Below are 16633 nucleotides of genomic sequence, written 5' to 3' on the forward strand. Positions count from 1 at the left end.
AGGGCGCCCGGTGAGCTGCGCATCACGTCGCACGACTCGGCGGGCACGGCACACTGAGGGGGTGCCCCAAAACGTGCTGCTCGCCGAAGACGACCGCGCCATCCGTCATGCCCTGGAGCGCGCCCTGATCCTGGAGGGCTACCAGGTCACCGCGGTCGCCGACGGGGTGGAGGCGCTGGCGCAGGCCCACAGGACGCCGCCGGACGTGCTCGTCCTCGACGTGATGATGCCCGGCATCGACGGACTCCAGGTCTGCCGGGTACTGCGCGCCGAGGGCGACCGCACGCCCATCCTCATGCTCACGGCGCTCGTGGAGACGCAGGACCGGATCGCCGGCCTCGACGCGGGCGCCGACGACTACGTGGTAAAGCCCTTCGACGTCGAGGAGGTCTTCGCCCGGCTGCGCGCCCTGCTGCGGCGGACCAGCCCCGACGGCATGGCCCCGGTCGGCGCGGCGCCCAAGGCCGTGGCGCCCGAGCTGCCCGCGGGGCGGATCGAGGCGGCCGGGCTGCGCATGGACATCCAGGCGCGGCGGGCCTGGCGCGGCACCCGCGAGCTGGAGCTGACCCGCACCGAGTTCGAGCTCCTCGAACTGCTCGTGCGCAACGCGGGCATCGTCCTCGACCACTCCACGATCTACGACCGGATCTGGGGCTACGACTTCGGGCCCGGCTCCAAGAACCTCGCCGTCTACGTCGGCTACCTGCGCCGCAAGCTCGACGAACCCGGCGCGCCGCAGCTGATCCACACGGTGCGCGGCGTGGGTTACGTGCTCCGGGAGGACTGAGTGGGGCGGCTGGCTCGGATCTGGGCCCGGCCGCGGCCCCGGCTGCTGTCCCTGCGGACCACGTTCGTGGTGTCCTTCGCCGCGGTGACGGCCGCGGTGACCGTCCTCGTGGGTGTGCTGTCCTACAGCGCCGCCGCCCGTCTGGTGCGGGTCGACCAGGAGTCCGTGTTCGACCAGGTCGTACAGGATCTGCGGGGTGAGGTCCGCCAGCAGCGGATGGCGACGGAGGACTTCTCGTCCTCGGCGCCCGGACACGACCTGGTGCGACCCGCCCGTACGGACGTGCAGGTGCTCGGGGCCACCGGGGCGGTCGCCGACCCCGGGCGGCCTGGCCTGCCCGTCACCGCCCGCGACCGGGACGTCGCGGGCGCGCGGGTCGCCGGGCGGATGGTGCTCCACAAGGAGGTCTCGGTCGGCAGCGACGTGTACCGGATCGCCACCGTCTCCCTCGGCGGGGGGCGGGGGGCCGTGCAGGTCGCCCAGGAGTTCAGCGACACCGAGGATCTGCTGCGGGCGCTTCAGCAGCGGACGTTTCTGCTCATGGCCGCGGTGGTGATCGGGGCCGGGCTGTTCGGCTGGTGGCTGGCCCGGCGGATCACCCGGCGGCTGGTGATCCTCACCTCCGCTGCGGAGGACGTGGCCCGGACCCGTCGGCTGGAGATCGAGGTGCCGGTCACCGGGTACGACGAGGTGGGACGGCTGGGGCGGGCCTTCGACCGGATGCTGGGGCGGCTCGCGCAGTCCGAGGAGGACCAGCGGCGGCTGGTGCAGGACGCGGGGCACGAGCTGCGGACGCCGCTCACCTCGTTGCGTACGAACATCTCGCTGCTGCGGCGGATCGACGAGTTGCCGCCCGCGACCCGTGAGGAACTGGTCGCCGATCTCACGCAGGAGGCGCGGGAGCTGACGGACCTCGTCAACGAGCTGGTCGACCTCGCGGCGGGGCAGTCGGACAACGAGCCGCCGCAGCGGGTGGATCTCGCGGATGTGGCCGAGGACGTGGCGGGGCTGGCCCGGCGGCGGACCGGACGGGAGATCGTGGTCCACGCGAAGGGGCCGACGGTGACGGACGGGCGGCCGGCGATGCTCCAGCGGGCGGTGTCCAACCTGGTCGAGAACGCGGCGAAGTTCGACCGGGAGGGGTCGGCGCCGATCGAGATCTCGGTGTCCGGGTTCACGGTGGCGGGGCCGGTGCGGGTGGAGGTCCTCGACCGGGGGCCGGGTATCGCGGACGCGGATCTTGTGCGGGTGTTCGACCGGTTCTACCGGGCCGCGGATGCGCGGTCCCTGCCGGGGTCGGGGCTGGGGTTGTCGATCGTGCGGGAGGTTGCGCTGTCGCACGGTGGGGCGCCGTTCGCGTTTTCCCGGGACGGGGGCGGGACGGTGATCGGGTTCACCGTGGGTGGGGTTGCCTCCGACGGTTGAGCGGTTGCGTCTGCGGCTTGGTGGGGGCGGGCGTTTTGCGCAGTTCCCCGCGCCCCTGAGAGCTTGGCGCGCCTGAGTGCGACCCCCAGGGGCGCGGGGAACTGCGCGACCAGCCACGACGCACCCGCACCCGCCGAACGACCGAAGCCGCCCCCATGCACCCGCACCCGCCGAACAACCGAACCCGGCACCCCTTCAGGCGCCCCGCCCAAGCTCAGCGCAGCGGGATCGTCTCCAGGCTGGACCGGGCCGCCTCCAGGGCCGGGTGGGTCTGTCGGGCGACCGTGTAGAAGGTTTCCTGGGCGGTGCGGGCCGGCCACGCGGGGGGCAGGTGGCGGGCCGGGAGCCGAGGGTCCGTGCGGATGGTCCACAGCCATTCGCTGACCAGGCGGAGCCGGGTGCCGATCGGGTCGTCCCCGGATCCCGTGCCCAAGTGGGGGGCCCAGCGCTTGTCGAAGGTGACGTAGCGCGCGGCGATGGAGTCCAGGTCCCAGGTGTCGCTGATCATCTGCTCGATGTCGGTCACCTCGGCGGCTCGCGCGTGGAAGATCTTGACGTGCGCGGTGAGGCCGAGTTCGGCGACCACCGCGGAGACGTCCACCTCGCCGGGGGCGATCCACAGGCCGCTGTAGAGGGCGCCGAACCCGGACCAGGTCAGCCGGGAGCGCAGGTCGTGGCGCTGGCGCTTCCAGGAGTCGGGCAGGGAGAAGCCGAGCAGGGTCCAGGAGCCGTCCCAGTCGTCGTTGACGGCACCCTGCTCCCAGATGCGGGTACGGCCGTCGATCAGGACGCGGGTGGCCTGCGGGGTCAGGCCGAAGAACATCTTGCGTCCCTCGCGCCGGCGTTGGAGCAGACCCCGGTTGACCATGCGGGTCAGGGTGGAGCGTACGGCCTGTTCGCCCACGCCGACGCGGCCCAGGACGTCGATGATGCTGCCCGAGTAGACCGCCAGGTCCCCCTCCTCCAAAACGTGGTTGCCGAAGAAGGTGAGCATGAGCGACTGCGGGCGTGACTGCGGCCCCTCCGCGGTGTCCAGGATGTCGTCGTCCTCCACGGGGGCAAGAGTACGACCGCCCGCCGACCGTGCGGCAGGCGGTCGTACGAGGTCATCGGCGGTCGGCGGGGTGCGCAAGGTCGTACGGGCGCAGGTAGGGGGTGGGGTGGTACCGGACGTAGCGGGTGGGGGTGGTGGGGTCGGCCGCGGTGGCGCGGGTGTTGAGGGACGCCGGGTCGGTGCCCCGCCAGGTGCCGGTGGTCAGGCGGTCCTCCAGGGCGTGGAGGGCGGCGAGTTGTTCGGCGGGGCTGAAGGTGCAGTGGCCGGCGTTGTCGACGTACGCCTGGCGCAGCAGGGGGCCGGAACCGGCCGCCGTGACCGCCCGCTTCAGGGCACTCTCCGTCTGGACCGGGACCAGGGGGTCGCCGATGGTGTGGATGGTGAGCTGGGGTTTGGTGAGCTTGCCGGTGAAGCTGCTGGTGCTGCTCGTCCAGGCGACGGCGGCGGGATTCGCGGTGATGCGCGGAGCCCGGTTCAGGGCGGCGAGGTCCTTGGTCAGGGACAGGCCCGCCTTCTTGTACAGCTCGGTGACCTCCTTGCGGACGGAGGACTCGGCGAGCAGCCGGGCGTAGTCGACGCCGGTGTTCCAGGACATGTTGCCGCCCGCGCGGACCTCGGCCTCCTGGCGCCGGTTGAAGGCGGCGATCTTCAGCAGGCCCTTGACGGCGTCGTACTGGTTGGCCTGTTGGGCGTCCCAGTCGGTGGCGGCGGGGCGGGTCTGGGTGGGGGCGTTCCAGACCGGGATGTTGTGGAGGGCGGCGGCGAGGGCGATCCGGGCCCGGCCCTCGGGCGTCGACTGGGCGGAGTCGACCTTGGCGGTGAGGGTGTTCGCGGCGGTGGTGGCGGCCTCCTGGGTCGGGAGGTCGACCAGCGGGACGTCGGAGCCGAGGAGCGTCTTGAGGGCGAACACCGGGTCGAGGGTGTTGTTCCAGTTGGCGACGCCGCCGTGGACCAGACCGCACATGGAGAGCGAGCCGTCGATCTCGTCCGGGTGGCGCTCGGCGATGGCGGTGGTGACCAGCCCGCCGTACGACCGTCCCCAGGCGAGGGTGCGGGAGGCCTGGCCGAAGCGGGTGGTGAAGGCCTTGAGGGTGGCGAGCTGGTCGGGGACCGCGTCGGTGACCGCCCAGCCGGTGGACGCGTACGAGGAGCCGATGAGGGCGTAACCCTGCTGGAGGAGAAGGGGCTTGGTGGCCGCGTCCGGAGCGTCCTGGGCGGGGTTGGCGGGGCCCGCGTTGTAGCCGTGGCTGAACAGCAGGACGGTGCCGTTCCAGTTGGCGGGGACGTCCATCATGTACGTGGCGCCGGAGGGGAGTTGGCCGTCCACGTGGGTGGTGGTGCCGGTGTCGGCCGTCGCCGCGGGTGCGGTGGTGAGGGTGAGCAGCAGGGCCGCGCCGGCGGCGATGCGGGTGCCGTGCCTCATGCGGTGATCTCCTCGGTGTGGGGGGTGGGGAGTTCGGACGCCGGGTCGGTGAGGGAGGCCCGGTTCGTCTCGCGGACGAGGAACACCGTCAGCGCGGTGATCAGCGAGCCGCCGCACAGCAGCAGGGCGACCGGGGTGCCGTTGCCGCTGCTCGCGACCAGGCTCGTGGCGATCAGCGGGGAGAAACCGGCGCCGACCAGGGTGGCGCCCTGGTAGCCGAGGGAGGCGCCGGTGTAGCGGACCTTCGTGCCGAACATCTCGCTGAACAGGGCGCCGAGCGGGCCGTACATCAGTGACTGGGAGATGCCGTGGCCGATGACGACGGCCAGGATCAGCGCCCCCGAGGACTTCCGGTCGACCAGTGCCAGGACGGGGAAGGCGGTGGCGGCGGACAGGAGCGCGCCGGCGAGGACGACCGGGCGGCGGCCGATCCGGTCCGAGAGCGCGGAGGCGCACGGCAGCACGACCAGGGCGACCGCGGCGGAGACGGTGAGCGCGGTGAGCACCTGCGGGCGGGGGTGGCCGATGCCGGTGGCGTACGAGATGAGGTAACTGGTCAGCAGGGACTGGGCGGTGAAGGCGCCGATGCCGACGCAGCAGGCCAGCAGGACGGGTCGGGGGCGCTTGAGGACGTCGAGGATCGGCAGCCGGGACTCCGCGCGCTCCTTCTTCACCTCGGCGAACAGCGGGCTCTCGACCACCTGGAGGCGGACGAAGAGGCCGACGCCGAGCAGCAGCACGCTCAGCAGGAACGGCACCCGCCAGCCCCAGGCCGCGAACTGGTCCTTGGGGAGAGTGGAGACCAGGGCGACGACGGCGGCGGAGATCAGGGAGCCGAGCGGGGCTCCCATCTGGGTGAAGCTGGACCACAGTCCGCGGCGCTTCTCGCCCGCGTGTTCCACGACCATCAGGGTCGCGCCGCCCCACTCACCGCCGATGGCGATGCCCTGGATTACGCGCAGGGTGATCAGCAGGACGGGCGCCCACACGCCGATGGTGTCGTAGGTGGGCAGCAGGCCGATGAGGAAGCTGGCGCCGCCCATCAGGCCCATGGTGAGCAGCAGCATCTTCTTGCGGCCGAGGCGGTCGCCGAAGTGTCCGAAGACGATGCCGCCGATGGGGCGGGCCACGTATCCGGCGGCGAAGGTGCCGAACGCGGCGATGGTGCCGACGGCGGGGTCGGCGCCGGGGAAGAACAGTTCGCCGAAGACGAGGGCGGCGACCGTGCCGTAGACGAGGAAGTCGTAGAACTCGACGGCGGTGCCGAGCAGGCCGGAGAGGGCGACGCGGCGGAGTTGGCGGGTGCGGTCGGATGCGGTGGGGGACGGGGGCATCTCGCTCTCCCTTGAGCGGGGGAAGGACACCGTGAAATTAGGCTGTCTGGTGACTGCCGTCAATAAAGTGCACAACATTGGTCGGGGAGCGAGAGGTGAGTGTGACGTGTGTCACGGGAACTCGGTGATCCGGGCGTGCAGTTGAGGACGTGACCACAGATATGCGAACCCGGATACGGGCCGGGGATCCGGACGCCTTCGCGGAGCTCTACGACCAGTGCGCCCGCTCGGTGTACAACCACGCCTTCCGGCTGACCGCCGACTGGTCCGTGGCCGAGGACGTCATGTCGGCCACCTTCATGGAGGCCTGGCGGCGCCGGACCTCCGTCGACGCCGACGGGGGGTCGCTGCGGCCGTGGCTGCTCGGCATCGCCACCAACGTCGCCCGCTCCCACTGCCGCGGCAACCGGCGCTACCGGGCGGCGGCCGGAGCGGTGGCCGCGGCGGGTGTCCCGGAGGTCGCCGATCACGCCGAGGAGACCGCCGGGCGCGTGGACGACCGGCGCCGGATCGCTGCCACCGTGACCGCGCTCGCCGCACTGAGACGCCCCGAACGCGAGGTCCTCGTGCTGTGTCTGTGGGAGGGCCTGGAGTACGCCGACGCGGCCCGCGCCCTCGGCATCCCCGTCGGAACCGTCCGCTCCCGGCTCTCCCGGGCGCGCGGCCGGCTGCGGAAGCTGGCCGAGGCGGAACTGGCCCGACCGGCGCGCAGGAAACGGGAACTCACCCGGACGAACCGGCAGACAAAGGGTGATCGCGACTTCGTGATCCGGTCCGCACAGGAAGGAAACCGATGAACGCCAGCCCCTCCCAGCCGCACCCGGCCGAGTGGACGGAGACCCAGGGTCTGCTGTCCGCCGAGGAGCGGGACCTGCCGGCGGGCCGCCACCAGTTCCACAAGGAGCAGATGATGGCCCGGATCCGCGAGGACCTTCGTACGACCGCCGTCGCCCCGGCGCGCAACAGCCCGTCGACCGCCCCCGCCCGTCCCCGCCCGTTCCTGCGCCGCGCGGTCCTGCTGCCCGCGCTGGCCTGCGCCCTGGCCGCCGCGGTGGTGGGCGGGGTCGCCCTGACCGGCGGCGGGGACGCCGGCACCTCCTCGGCCGACGGGCCCGCGCTGACGACCCGGATCGGCGCCGCCGACGCCCGGGGCGCCCAGCCGCTGCTCGACCACATCGCCCTGGCCGCCGCCGACACCTCCGAAACCACCGTGCGGGCCGACCAGTTCCTCTACATCGCGTCCAAGGTCGCCAGCACCTATCCCAAGACCGTCGGCGACAAGACCACGATCGTGACCCAGAAGCTGCACTCCCGTCAGGTCTGGCAGTCCCCCGACGGCCGCGACGGCTGGCTGATCGAGCCCGGCAACACGGGCAAGGACGGCATCACCCTGGCCGGACCGAACCCGGCCCGCTCGGCCTACGACCGGCTCGCGAAGCTGCCCACCGACCCGGCGGCGCTGCTGCGGAGGATCTACCAGGAGTCGGACGCCGTCCGGGACCCCGAAGTCCCGCGCGACCAGGCCGCGTTCGTCGCCATCGGCGACCTGCTGACCGAGAGCTACCCGCCCGCGAAGCTGACCCCCGCGCTCTTCAAGGCCGCCGCCCGGATCCCCGGGGTCGTCGCGGTGAACGACGCGGTCGACGCGGTCGGCCGCCACGGCGTCGCCGTCGCGCGGCTCGACGAGCAGAACGGGGAGCGCACGGAGTGGATCTTCGACAAGAAGACGTACGCGTTCCTGGGGGAGCGCAGCGTGCAGGTCGGGCCGAGCGACACCTTCAAGAAGGGAACGGTGACCTTCACCATCGCGATCACCCGGCGGGCGGTCGTGGACGCGATGAAGGAGGTGCCGGGGGAGGAGGGCTGACGGGGTGAACCGGAGCCGCGGCCCCGGATGAACCACGGATCGGCGGGACCCGGCACTCCGGGTCCCGCCGATCCGTCATGCGGTCACGAGCAGGTGGAGCGCCAGCGGTGGGAGCGGATCTTGGTGTTGAACTCCGAGCCGAAGCCGCCGTTCTGCGCCCAGCAGTAGTGGTCACCGGTGTAGTTGGCGCCGGTGTAGAGAACGACCCAGTTGTACGAGGACGACGTGCCGCGGTTGTAGATCGACCGGACGACCTGGTTGTCGGCCCACGAACACTGGATGTCGCCGCTGTACCAGTCCGGGTCGGCGTTGCTCCACGAACACCGGCTGCCCGTGCCGTTGTTGCCGCTGTAGACGCACACGTTGCCGCTGTTGCACTCCCACGCCTGCGCCGTGGCGCTCGCGGAACTCGGTGCGACCAGACCCAGGGCGGCCGTGGCGAGGGTGAGCGCCCCGGCGACGAGACCCAGGCGGCCCCGACGGGGGGTGCGGCGGGACGTGCGGTCGTGCTCCTGCTCGGACGAGAACATGTCGTACCTTCCTGGTGGACTGCGCCAACGGGCCTACGGCTGGCGGGAATTCATGCTTCCCGGCCCGGCACATAGCTGTCATGCTCATGCGAGCCCAGTGACATCTCGCAGGTCGGCACCACCGCTCCACGGGGAAACGGATGCTCCGCTTTCACTTCACGTCCGAGGACCTCACCAGAGTCAGAGTGGCGACCGAACCGCACGCCCTCTGGGAGATCGCGGTCAGTCTGCACCGGCTCCAGACCCGCGAAGGCCGCTGGGCCTACGCCCCCTGGTTCCGCACCGCGTGTGACGCGCTGCGGCTGGCCGGGCTCGAACGGACCGTGAAGACCTTCCTGTTACCGCTCTTCCCCCGTGCCAGCTACTTCCCCGACTTCCTGACACCACCGGAAGGCACCCAGGGACTGGACGCCGGCCTGGAGGCGGTTCTGGCGACTCCGTGCGAGCGGGTCGCGCGTGAGGTGGACGCGCTCGGCCGGGCCGTCGGAGCCCCATCCTGGACCCGCCGGCTCACCGAGCCCGACCTGCGCGAACAGCTCGTGGACGCCCTGCGCGCCTACCACCGTGCCGTGATCGCCCCGCACGAGGAGTCCATCCAGGAACGTCTGCACGCCGAACGGGCCCGGCACGCCCACACCCTGTTCCACGAGGGGACCGAAGGCCTGCTGGCCGGACTGGGCCCCACGATCCGCTGGCGGCCACCGGTCCTGGAGATCGATCCGTACCCGGACCACCGCGACGTCCACCTCGACGGACGGGGGCTGCTCCTGATCCCCTCCTACTTCTGCTGGCAGGCGCCCGTCGCACTGGCCGACCCCGGGCTCCCGTCCGTCCTCCTCTACCCCCTCCATCACCGGCCCACGACGACCCCGCACACGGACTCGGCACCGCTGAACGCGCTGCTCGGACCCACCCGCGCCGCCATCCTGAGAGCCGGCGCGACCGGCTCCACCACCACCGAGGCCGCCCGCCGGGCCGGTGTGACCCCGACGACGGCCAGCCATCACACCGCCGTACTGCGCGACGCCGGCCTGATCACCAGCCACCGCCACGCCAACACGGTCCTGCACGCCCTGACCCCGCTCGGAGCGGCCCTGCTGGAGAACGCCCGGGAGCCGGCCGGACCGAAGGAGTAGTCCCCGACACCAGCGCACCACCTCCGGCCGACCGGCGGCACACCCCCCGAGGCCCGGCGGAGGGTCGACCGCCCACCGTCTCGTCAGCCACCGCGGGTGGCTCGGCGTTCGCGTCATCCGCCTTCGGGGACCGGCAAGCCGGACTCGCCGGTCGTCGCCGTGCGGAGCCGACCTGGGCCCCGACGGCCACCACCCCCGGGGCTGTCGTCTCCAGCCACTCGGCGGGGGTGGTCCCGACAGTCGTCGGATGTGCGGGCAGCGCCCGGACGTTCAGGCTGGGGACATGACCCACCACGTGCGTGACAAGGAGGCCGGGACCGCTCGGGGGGCGTCGGCCGACATCGACGTGCCGGACCGTGACGTCCCGCCTCGCAAGGGCGAAGTGCGGGAATTCCTCGGCCTGGCGTTGGCGGCGGGCGCCGGTGCCCTGTTCGTCGTCCGTCCCGATTTCTACGCGGCAGGGGTGCACATCCTCGCCACGCAGGCGGCCGCGCTGGTCCACTGAGCCGGTGATCGCAGATCTCTTCGGCGCGGGCGTCCCGGCGGGCAGCGGCCACACGGGCGGGGCCACGTACTGTCGACCGCAGGCGATCACCGGGGCGTACGGGGCGTACGAGGCGTACGGGTCGCCCGGAAGCCGGACAGAGCAGCCGAGTGGACGAGTGGACGAGCGGACGAGTGTGAGGCGACACAGGTGATCCGGGTAGTGGTGGTGGACGACGAGGCGCTGGTGCGGTCCGGGTTCGAGCTCATCCTGAACTCCTCCGACGGCATCCAGGTCGTGGCGACCGCGGCAGGAGCGCAGGCCGCCGACGTGATCCGGCGCGAGCACCCGGACGTCGTGCTCCTCGACATCCGTATGCCCGACGTGGACGGCCTGACCGTCCTGCGGCAGGTCCAGGAGCTGCCGGAGCCGCCCACCGTGGCCATGCTGACCACCTTCGACACCGACGAGTACGTCGTGACCGCGCTGCGCTCGGGAGCCGCGGGCTTCCTGCTCAAGGACACCGAGCCCGAACAACTCGCCCACCTCGTACGCACCTTGGCCGCGGGTGGGGTGGTGATGTCCCCGAAGGCCTCGCGGGCCCTGCTGCGCGGTCACCCGGGTCCGGGCGGGCCGCAGGACGCGGACGTGGCGCGCGTGCAGCTGCTCAGCGACCGTGAACGTGACGTCCTGGTCCTGATCGCGGAAGGACTGTCCAACGCCGACATCGGCACCCGCATCCATCTGAGCGCGGGAACCGTCAAGGACCACGTCAGTTCGATCCTGACCAAGCTCCGGGTCACCGGCCGTGTCCAGGCCGCGCTCCTCGCGGAGCGGGCCGGACTGCTCGGCGACGGCGACGGCGGCGCCGACGCGGCACGGGGTCACAGACGATGAGCTCGGGCCGGGGACCGTGGCGGCGGGTGCCGCCCTGGGCCGTGGAGGCGGGTCTCGTCCTGCTCGCCGTGCTCGACGCCTGGATCAACCTCTACGACGAGGCGACACCGTTCATGTGGGCCTGCGCCGGCCTCGGCTGCGCCGCACTGCCGTTGCGCAGGCGCTTTCCCCTGACCGTCTTCCTGCTGACGCTGCCCATGACCCTGTTCATGGACGTGGCGGTCGCGCCGATCGCCGCCCTGTACACCGTGGCCACGCGCACCCGCAACCGTCCGCTGCTGGCCGGATGCGCCCTGCTGAACGCGGCGGTGGGCACCCTCGCCTGGCCCCTGTCCGACACGTTCTCCGGCGACACGACGTCCGGCGACCGGACCTGGACGCTCATCCAGTTCGTCTACACGCTGGCCACGGCGTTCGCGCCGATCCTGTTCGGCCAGCTCGTGCAGGCCAGGCACGACGTGGCCCGTCAGCTCGTCGAGGTCGAAGTGGCCCGCGAACACGAACGCGCCCTGTACGCCCAGACCGTCCTCGCCCGCGAACGCGCCCAACTCGCCCGCGAGATGCACGACGTCGTCTCCCACCAGGTCAGCCTGATCGCCGTACAGGCCGGAGCCCTTCAGGTCGCCGCCAAGGACCCCGACGCCCGCGCCGCCGCCCGTACCATCCGGACCCTGAGCGTGGACACCCTGGACGAACTCCGCCACATGGTCACGCTGCTGCGTGCCTCCGGCGGCAAGGAGACCGAACTCACCCCACAGCCCACCCTCGCCGACCTCCAGCAGCTGGTCGCCAACAGCGGCATCGAGACCACCCTGACCGGCGGCCTGCCGCCCGGCATCAGCACCACCGCGCAACGCACCGTCTACCGCACGGTCCAGGAAGCCCTCACGAACGTCCGCAAGCACGCCCCCGGCGCCCGCGCCGACGTACGCCTGTGGCACGACACGCGGCACTTCGGCGTCACCGTCACCAACACCGCCCCCACCCGCCCCTCCGTCGCCCTGCCCAGTGCCCGGCACGGTCTGATCGGCCTGAGAGAACGCGCCGAACTGCTCGACGGCACCCTCACCGCAGAACCCACACCACAGGGCGGATACGAGGTCGAACTACGGGCCCCCGTAAGGCCCGCCTGAGCCTCACCCGCCAGGCGGCCCAGCGGAGTGGTCAGGCGAGCCCCACCCATGGCTCGGAGGAAAGCCGGGGCGGCGCCGAGCATCTCGGCGGGTCGCCCCGTTGGTACGCGGGGAGGTCGTCGTCCAGACGCATCCACTTCGACGGGTGGGACGCCGTCTTAGCCGGGTTGCCCGGCCGGCGCTTTCCGCGCCCGAGGCGACAGAGCGGTGGGGCCCTGAGGGCGGTCTCCCGCCCGTTCTCACGCGGCGACGGGGCCGGTTCCGCCGAGCAGTGCGGACGCCGTTCGCAGGAGAGCGGGCCCACTCTCGTCAACGGGCGCTTTCCCGGGGCGGTCGTGGCAGGTGAAGCCGAGCCGCGCCATGGCCCGACTGACCTCGCGGGCGGTGAAGTCGCGCGGGTCCTGTCGTGTGATGACCCGGCCCACCTGAGTGACGGGGTAGCGCCGGCGGCCGATGGTCACGGACTCACCCGTGACGAGTTCGGGCCTGACGCCCTTCATCGAGTCCAGCACCCCGGTCTTGGTCAGCTCGAACGGGTACCGGGCGATGACACAGCGCATGATGCCTCACAGAGGAGAAGTCGCGGCGAGAGGGAGAAAGGCCGGGGTCGAGACGGATCAGCACGAGAAGGCGGGCGAGTGCGGCGACCCGTCGAGAAGATCGCGCAGGCGGATCCGGTCCGTGTACGTGGAACTGTCGCGGAGACCGGCGAGCCGGGCCTGGGTGATCCGCGCCGTGCTCCGGTTGTCCCCGTCGCACACGGTCAGATACTCGACCCGGGCACTCGCCATGACGGCCAGAGCCACCTCGACGGTCATGTCGTCATCTACCCGGGGCCCGTGCCCTTCGAAGTCCGCGGTCGCTGTCATGATCGCGGGGGCGGGGTGCGGCATGCGGTACTGCGTTCGCGCTGGCGTCAAGGTGTCTCCTTCGACAAGGGATGGTCGGTCGGCTCTGACAGGTACGCCTGTCTAGGCAGCCGAGTTGTTGCCGGGCCGCCGCTGTCCCCCGCGGCGCGCCCTCGCGCCGACGGGCCGGCCCTGGCCGGTGCGGCCCTGGCGGTCCCGGGGCGTCGAGGGCGCGCGGCGGGTGCGTTCCACGACGGGTGCGGTGATGATCACGGGAATCCCGGAGGGCGCCTGGGCGCCGGTGATGCGGCTCAGCTCCGCCTCGCTCGAACGGACCGGGGTGACGCGTGGGCTGATGCCGGCCGAGGCCATCAGCCGGGTCATGCCGCGGCGTTGGCCGGGGGTCACCAGGGTGACGACGCTGCCGGACTCCCCGGCGCGGGCCGTACGGCCGCCACGGTGCAGGTAGTCCTTGTGGTCGCTGGGCGGATCCACGTTGACGACCAGATCGAGGCCGTCGACGTGGATGCCGCGGGCCGCGACGTTGGTGGCGACCAGGACGGTGACGTCACCGTCCTTGAACTGCGCCAGAGTTCGGGTGCGCTGCGGCTGGGAACGGCCACCGTGCAGGGCCGCGGCGCGGACACCGCTGTTCAGCAGGTGCTTCGTCAGCCGGTCCACGGCGTGCTTGGTGTCCAGGAACATGATGACCCGGCCGTCCCGGGCCGCGATCTCGGTGGTCGTGCGGTGCTTGTCCGCGTCGTGCACGTGGAGGACGTGGTGTTCCATCGAGGTGACGGCACCGGCTGACGGGTCGACGGAGTGCACCACCGGATCGGTCAGATAGCTGCGGACCAGCAGGTCGACGTTGCGGTCCAGGGTGGCCGAGAACAACAACCGCTGGCCCTCGGGGCGCACTTGGTCGAGCAGGGCGGTGACCTGCGGCATGAAGCCCATGTCGGTCATCTGGTCGGCCTCGTCGAGCACCGTGACGCCGACGTCGGCGAGTCGGCAGTCACCCCGCTCGATGAGGTCCTTGAGCCGACCGGGCGTCGCGACGACCACCTCCGCACCGGCCCGCAGCGCACCCGCCTGCCTGCCGATGGACATTCCGCCCACGACGGTGGCGAGCCTCAGGCGCACTGAGCGGGCATAGGGAGTGAGCGCGTCGGTGACCTGCTGGGCCAGTTCACGGGTCGGGACGAGAATCAGGGCCAGCGGCCGACGCGGCTCGGCGCGTCGGCCCGCCGTCCGGGCCAGCACGGCGAGACCGAAGGCGAGGGTCTTGCCCGAGCCGGTCCGGCCACGACCGAGTACGTCACGGCCGGCCAGGGCGTTGGGCAGGGTCGCCGCCTGGATCGGGAACGGTACGGTCACGCCCTCGTGACCGAGCGTGGCCAGCAACGGAGCCGGCATGGCGAGATCGGCGAACGACTCGACAGCGGGCAGCGCCGGTGTGACCGTCTTCGGCAGGGCGAACTCGCCCGGCGCCGGTTGTCGCTTTCCGCGACCGTTGGAGGGGCGCGGAACGCCGGAGCGTCCTGCGGCGGCGCCTCCTCCGAAGCGGTCGTATGTGCGAGTGGTGCGTGCGCGAGTGGTGCGTGTGCGGTTCATGCGGAACCTTCCTCGATGCGGGCACGTATCAAGGAATTTCCGCAGCAGAAAGAGCGGCGCAGAGAATCGCGAGAACGGGCCGAAAAATGACAGGGGAGAATCACCCTGGAAATGAAGCGAGCTGGGGCCCGCACCCCAAGGTGCGGGCCCCAGCTGCGAAGTGTGCGTCAGTGCCGGTGCGTCAGGCGGGAACGATGTTCTCGGCTGTCGGGCCCTTCTGGCCCTGCGCGATGTCGAACGACACCTTCTGGCCCTCCAGCAGCTCGCGGAAGCCCTGGGCGGCGATGTTCGAGTAGTGGGCGAAGACGTCGGCGCCGCCGCCGTCCTGCTCGATGAAGCCGAAGCCCTTTTCCGCGTTGAACCACTTCACGGTGCCAGTAGTCATGCTGTTTCTCCTTCGGAGGCGATGTACGGAATACGCTCGGTGCGTATTCCGTGCCGCGATGATCAGCCGTAGGAAAAACCGTCTGGCAATCACACCTGCAACTGAGTTCGACAGTAGCACGATGCGATCGGGCCTGTGCGTCGGAAAATTCCGTCCCGCCCGGCGGTCCAGGAATACTCGCCGCACCCCGCACTTATTTCTCATTCCGCGGGTATAGATATTGCTCTCCGAAGGCGCGGATTTCCTGCCGTGCGTTCCGCCCGGAGCCCCCTGACCTGCATCGACAGGCGCCCTGCGCGAAGTCCGGCCGCGAAGTCCGGCCGACGTGGGCAAGACCGCATCGGTCAGTTGGATCCCGGAGATCCAGGGGGAGGGGAGAGCAGCCTGACAACTGCCGTATCGCGCAAGTGTCTTGACAGAAATCCAACTCGCGCTCTTGGCTCGGGAAGCGACGCGTCGGCGTCGGCCCCGCTCGTCACCACGGCGGGCGTAGGCTCGAAGGCACCGAGGGTTCCTCGTGTGCCGGCCCAGGAGCCTGTGCCGTTCTCGGCGAACGACGATGCCGGACCGGACTCCGTCCGGTTCCGGAGCAAGGGTCGCCATGAGCGCACGCATACCGGGCCACCCCGCGATCACCCGTTCCGGCCCGCACCGGATCCCTGTCGATGAAGCCCGGCCGCGACGGCCGGGAACGCGTCCCCGCGAGGGTGAGTTCGTCCGGCCGCTGACCCGGCGCCAGGTCGATGACCGGATAGGCGAACTCGGCGAGTTGTACACGCGCACGACGTCGTGCGAGCCGGCAATCCTGGACCCGTCGGATCGGGACGGCGGCATCGTCTTCCGGCAGCGGCTCGCGGGTCTCGTGCGGCGCCCAGGGTTCGAACTGCTCGTGGCGGAGGCGGTCGACGCGTCGGGTGCGACGGTCATCTCGGCCTGTGCCTATGGCTTCCCGGTGCAGGGCGCCGGGCCCTGGTGGCAGGGACCCGACGGGTACCTCCCGGGAAGTCTGCCCCGCCCCACTGCGTCGGAAAGGCTCTTCGTGATCGCGGACATCCTCGTCGAGCGCCGGGTACGCACCCAGGACCAGAGCCGCGACTGGAACCTCGCCCGGCGCCTTCAGAAGCGGCTGCTCGCCGACCACACGGGCGCCCTCGGCGTCACCCTGGTCGATCGCGGTGACGCGGACACCTACCGGGCACTGCTGTCCTGGGGCTGGCGCCGCCTCCCGGCCGGTGCCCGCCGACCGTCGCTTTTCGATTCCCGCTGCCTTCTGGTGCTCGGCTGAGGACGGTGGGCCCTGCGCGGTCACGGGCAGTACGGAGTTCTCCTCGGAGGTCGTGCCGCACGCCGCCGGCCGGCTCGGCGGGCTCCGCTCGAGGGGCCCGTACCCCCGGGTCCCCGTCGACTCGCCGAAGACCTCCGGCGCCCCTGGGAACGACCCGCAGAGTCTGGCCGCCCACACTGGCCCGACACCGCAGTGGGCCCCAACCTCCGCGCCCACATGGGCCGTCGGGCTCGTGTGCCGGACCGGACCGGCCCGGTATCGGCGGACCCCTCGGCTCGAAGCGCCGGCACCGGCGCCCCGCACCCGCCACGGCCCGCCGAAACGGTCGGACGATCGAGAGCCTCATCGATCACGTATGTGACGGCGCCTCTTGTCATCCCCGCGACGGACGTTTGCGTCCGGACGAGGTGTGGGACTCGATGGGCGGAGGT

General features: G+C 71.6%; 17 protein-coding genes and 1 pseudogene. 9 read left to right on the plus strand and 9 right to left on the minus strand.

Annotated features, from left to right (window positions below):
- Positions 1-61: 61 nt before the first annotated feature.
- Together AQJ54_RS00225 and AQJ54_RS00230 are read left to right on the plus strand one after the other, a co-directional pair.
- On the plus strand, positions 62-787 hold the full coding sequence (locus AQJ54_RS00225; protein WP_174856922.1) for a response regulator transcription factor: 726 nt from the start codon (positions 62-64) through the stop codon (positions 785-787).
- Positions 788-2212: a sensor histidine kinase gene (locus AQJ54_RS00230; protein ID WP_062232663.1), complete on the plus strand. Its 1425-nt coding sequence runs from the start codon at positions 788-790 to the stop codon at positions 2210-2212.
- A 214-nt stretch (positions 2213-2426) separates the two neighbouring features.
- Here the strand turns inward: AQJ54_RS00230 and AQJ54_RS00235 are convergent, their stop codons facing one another.
- The 3 genes from AQJ54_RS00235 to AQJ54_RS00245 are packed head-to-tail and all read right to left on the minus strand — an operon-like array spanning position 2427 to position 6023.
- Positions 2427-3266 (minus strand): PaaX family transcriptional regulator, encoded by an 840-nt coding sequence (locus AQJ54_RS00235; protein ID WP_174856921.1) that lies wholly within the window; start codon positions 3264-3266, stop codon positions 2427-2429.
- Positions 3267-3318: 52 nt separating this feature from the next.
- A complete protein-coding gene (locus AQJ54_RS00240; RefSeq protein WP_062232665.1) occupies positions 3319-4689 on the minus strand; it encodes an alpha/beta hydrolase family protein in 1371 nt (456 codons plus the stop codon).
- A complete protein-coding gene (locus AQJ54_RS00245; protein WP_062232667.1) occupies positions 4686-6023 on the minus strand; it encodes an MFS transporter in 1338 nt (445 codons plus the stop codon). Before AQJ54_RS00245 ends, AQJ54_RS00240 begins: the two co-directional genes overlap by 4 nt.
- A 161-nt stretch (positions 6024-6184) precedes the next feature.
- Here AQJ54_RS00245 and AQJ54_RS00250 point away from each other — a divergent pair, with 161 nt between their 5' ends.
- On the plus strand, positions 6185-6820 hold the full coding sequence (locus AQJ54_RS00250; RefSeq protein WP_174856920.1) for an RNA polymerase sigma factor: 636 nt from the start codon (positions 6185-6187) through the stop codon (positions 6818-6820).
- Complete coding sequence (locus AQJ54_RS00255; protein ID WP_062232669.1) at positions 6817-7890, plus strand: CU044_5270 family protein; 1074 nt, start codon at positions 6817-6819, stop codon at positions 7888-7890. Before AQJ54_RS00250 ends, AQJ54_RS00255 begins: the two co-directional genes overlap by 4 nt.
- An 83-nt stretch (positions 7891-7973) precedes the next feature.
- On the opposite strand, the gene AQJ54_RS00260 is transcribed toward AQJ54_RS00255, so the two are convergent.
- Positions 7974-8420: a peptidase inhibitor family I36 protein gene (locus tag AQJ54_RS00260; RefSeq protein WP_030322188.1), complete on the minus strand. Its 447-nt coding sequence runs from the start codon at positions 8418-8420 to the stop codon at positions 7974-7976.
- 140 nt (positions 8421-8560) lie between these two features.
- Between AQJ54_RS00260 and AQJ54_RS00265 the strand changes: the two genes are divergently transcribed.
- The 4 genes from AQJ54_RS00265 (at position 8561) to AQJ54_RS00280 (ending at position 12070) form a co-directional block, all read left to right on the plus strand.
- Positions 8561-9556 carry an ArsR/SmtB family transcription factor gene (locus AQJ54_RS00265; RefSeq protein WP_062232671.1) on the plus strand — a complete coding sequence of 332 codons (996 nt, stop codon included), beginning with the start codon at positions 8561-8563 and terminating at the stop codon, positions 9554-9556.
- Positions 9557-9839: 283 nt separating this feature from the next.
- Positions 9840-10061 carry a hypothetical protein gene (locus AQJ54_RS00270; RefSeq protein ID WP_159055492.1) on the plus strand — a complete coding sequence of 74 codons (222 nt, stop codon included), beginning with the start codon at positions 9840-9842 and terminating at the stop codon, positions 10059-10061.
- Between the two features lie 201 nt (positions 10062-10262).
- Positions 10263-10937, plus strand: coding sequence for a response regulator (locus AQJ54_RS00275; protein ID WP_079069662.1), 675 nt, complete (start codon positions 10263-10265; stop codon positions 10935-10937).
- Complete coding sequence (locus AQJ54_RS00280; RefSeq protein ID WP_062232676.1) at positions 10934-12070, plus strand: sensor histidine kinase; 1137 nt, start codon at positions 10934-10936, stop codon at positions 12068-12070. The genes AQJ54_RS00275 and AQJ54_RS00280 overlap by 4 nt, the downstream gene beginning before the upstream one ends.
- A 20-nt stretch (positions 12071-12090) precedes the next feature.
- Here AQJ54_RS00280 and AQJ54_RS46545 read toward each other — a convergent pair.
- The 5 genes and pseudogenes from AQJ54_RS46545 to AQJ54_RS00300 form a co-directional block, all read right to left on the minus strand.
- Positions 12091-12203, minus strand: a pseudogene (locus AQJ54_RS46545) (MerR family transcriptional regulator); the annotation flags it as partial.
- A gap of 106 nt (positions 12204-12309) precedes the next feature.
- A complete protein-coding gene (locus tag AQJ54_RS00285; RefSeq protein WP_062232679.1) occupies positions 12310-12630 on the minus strand; it encodes an SCO5918 family protein in 321 nt (106 codons plus the stop codon).
- A 57-nt stretch (positions 12631-12687) separates the two neighbouring features.
- A complete protein-coding gene (locus AQJ54_RS00290; RefSeq protein ID WP_381005630.1) occupies positions 12688-12990 on the minus strand; it encodes a CBS domain-containing protein in 303 nt (100 codons plus the stop codon).
- Between the two features lie 51 nt (positions 12991-13041).
- The gene (locus tag AQJ54_RS00295; RefSeq protein ID WP_211278478.1) at positions 13042-14532 is read right to left on the minus strand and encodes a DEAD/DEAH box helicase; all 1491 of its coding nucleotides are present in this window, start codon (positions 14530-14532) and stop codon (positions 13042-13044) included.
- Positions 14533-14713: 181 nt separating this feature from the next.
- Complete coding sequence (locus AQJ54_RS00300) at positions 14714-14917, minus strand: cold-shock protein (RefSeq protein ID WP_062023076.1); 204 nt, start codon at positions 14915-14917, stop codon at positions 14714-14716.
- A 601-nt stretch (positions 14918-15518) separates the two neighbouring features.
- Between AQJ54_RS00300 and AQJ54_RS00305 the strand changes: the two genes are divergently transcribed.
- Positions 15519-16202: a hypothetical protein gene (locus AQJ54_RS00305; RefSeq protein WP_062232682.1), complete on the plus strand. Its 684-nt coding sequence runs from the start codon at positions 15519-15521 to the stop codon at positions 16200-16202.
- The last annotated feature ends 431 nt before the right edge of the window (positions 16203-16633 follow it).

Origin of the sequence: Streptomyces griseorubiginosus (assembly GCF_001514195.1) — a bacterium.
GTDB lineage: Bacteria > Actinomycetota > Actinomycetes > Streptomycetales > Streptomycetaceae > Streptomyces > Streptomyces griseorubiginosus.

What these genes read in the sequence shown, in the direction of transcription:
- AQJ54_RS00260 (WP_030322188.1), bottom strand. Translation starts at nt 8,420, where the DNA reads ATGTTCTCGTCCGAGCAGGAGCACGACCGCACGTCCCGCCGCACCCCC.
- AQJ54_RS00270 (WP_159055492.1), top strand. Translation starts at nt 9,840, where the DNA reads ATGACCCACCACGTGCGTGACAAGGAGGCCGGGACCGCTCGGGGGGCG.
- AQJ54_RS00240 (WP_062232665.1), bottom strand. Translation starts at nt 4,689, where the DNA reads ATGAGGCACGGCACCCGCATCGCCGCCGGCGCGGCCCTGCTGCTCACC.
- AQJ54_RS00250 (WP_174856920.1), top strand. Translation starts at nt 6,185, where the DNA reads ATGCGAACCCGGATACGGGCCGGGGATCCGGACGCCTTCGCGGAGCTC.
- AQJ54_RS00295 (WP_211278478.1), bottom strand. Translation starts at nt 14,532, where the DNA reads ATGAACCGCACACGCACCACTCGCGCACGCACCACTCGCACATACGAC.
- AQJ54_RS00305 (WP_062232682.1), top strand. Translation starts at nt 15,519, where the DNA reads ATGAGCGCACGCATACCGGGCCACCCCGCGATCACCCGTTCCGGCCCG.
- AQJ54_RS00300 (WP_062023076.1), bottom strand. Translation starts at nt 14,917, where the DNA reads ATGACTACTGGCACCGTGAAGTGGTTCAACGCGGAAAAGGGCTTCGGC.
- AQJ54_RS00285 (WP_062232679.1), bottom strand. Translation starts at nt 12,630, where the DNA reads ATGCGCTGTGTCATCGCCCGGTACCCGTTCGAGCTGACCAAGACCGGG.
- AQJ54_RS00255 (WP_062232669.1), top strand. Translation starts at nt 6,817, where the DNA reads ATGAACGCCAGCCCCTCCCAGCCGCACCCGGCCGAGTGGACGGAGACC.
- AQJ54_RS00265 (WP_062232671.1), top strand. Translation starts at nt 8,561, where the DNA reads ATGCTCCGCTTTCACTTCACGTCCGAGGACCTCACCAGAGTCAGAGTG.
- AQJ54_RS00280 (WP_062232676.1), top strand. Translation starts at nt 10,934, where the DNA reads ATGAGCTCGGGCCGGGGACCGTGGCGGCGGGTGCCGCCCTGGGCCGTG.
- AQJ54_RS00245 (WP_062232667.1), bottom strand. Translation starts at nt 6,023, where the DNA reads ATGCCCCCGTCCCCCACCGCATCCGACCGCACCCGCCAACTCCGCCGC.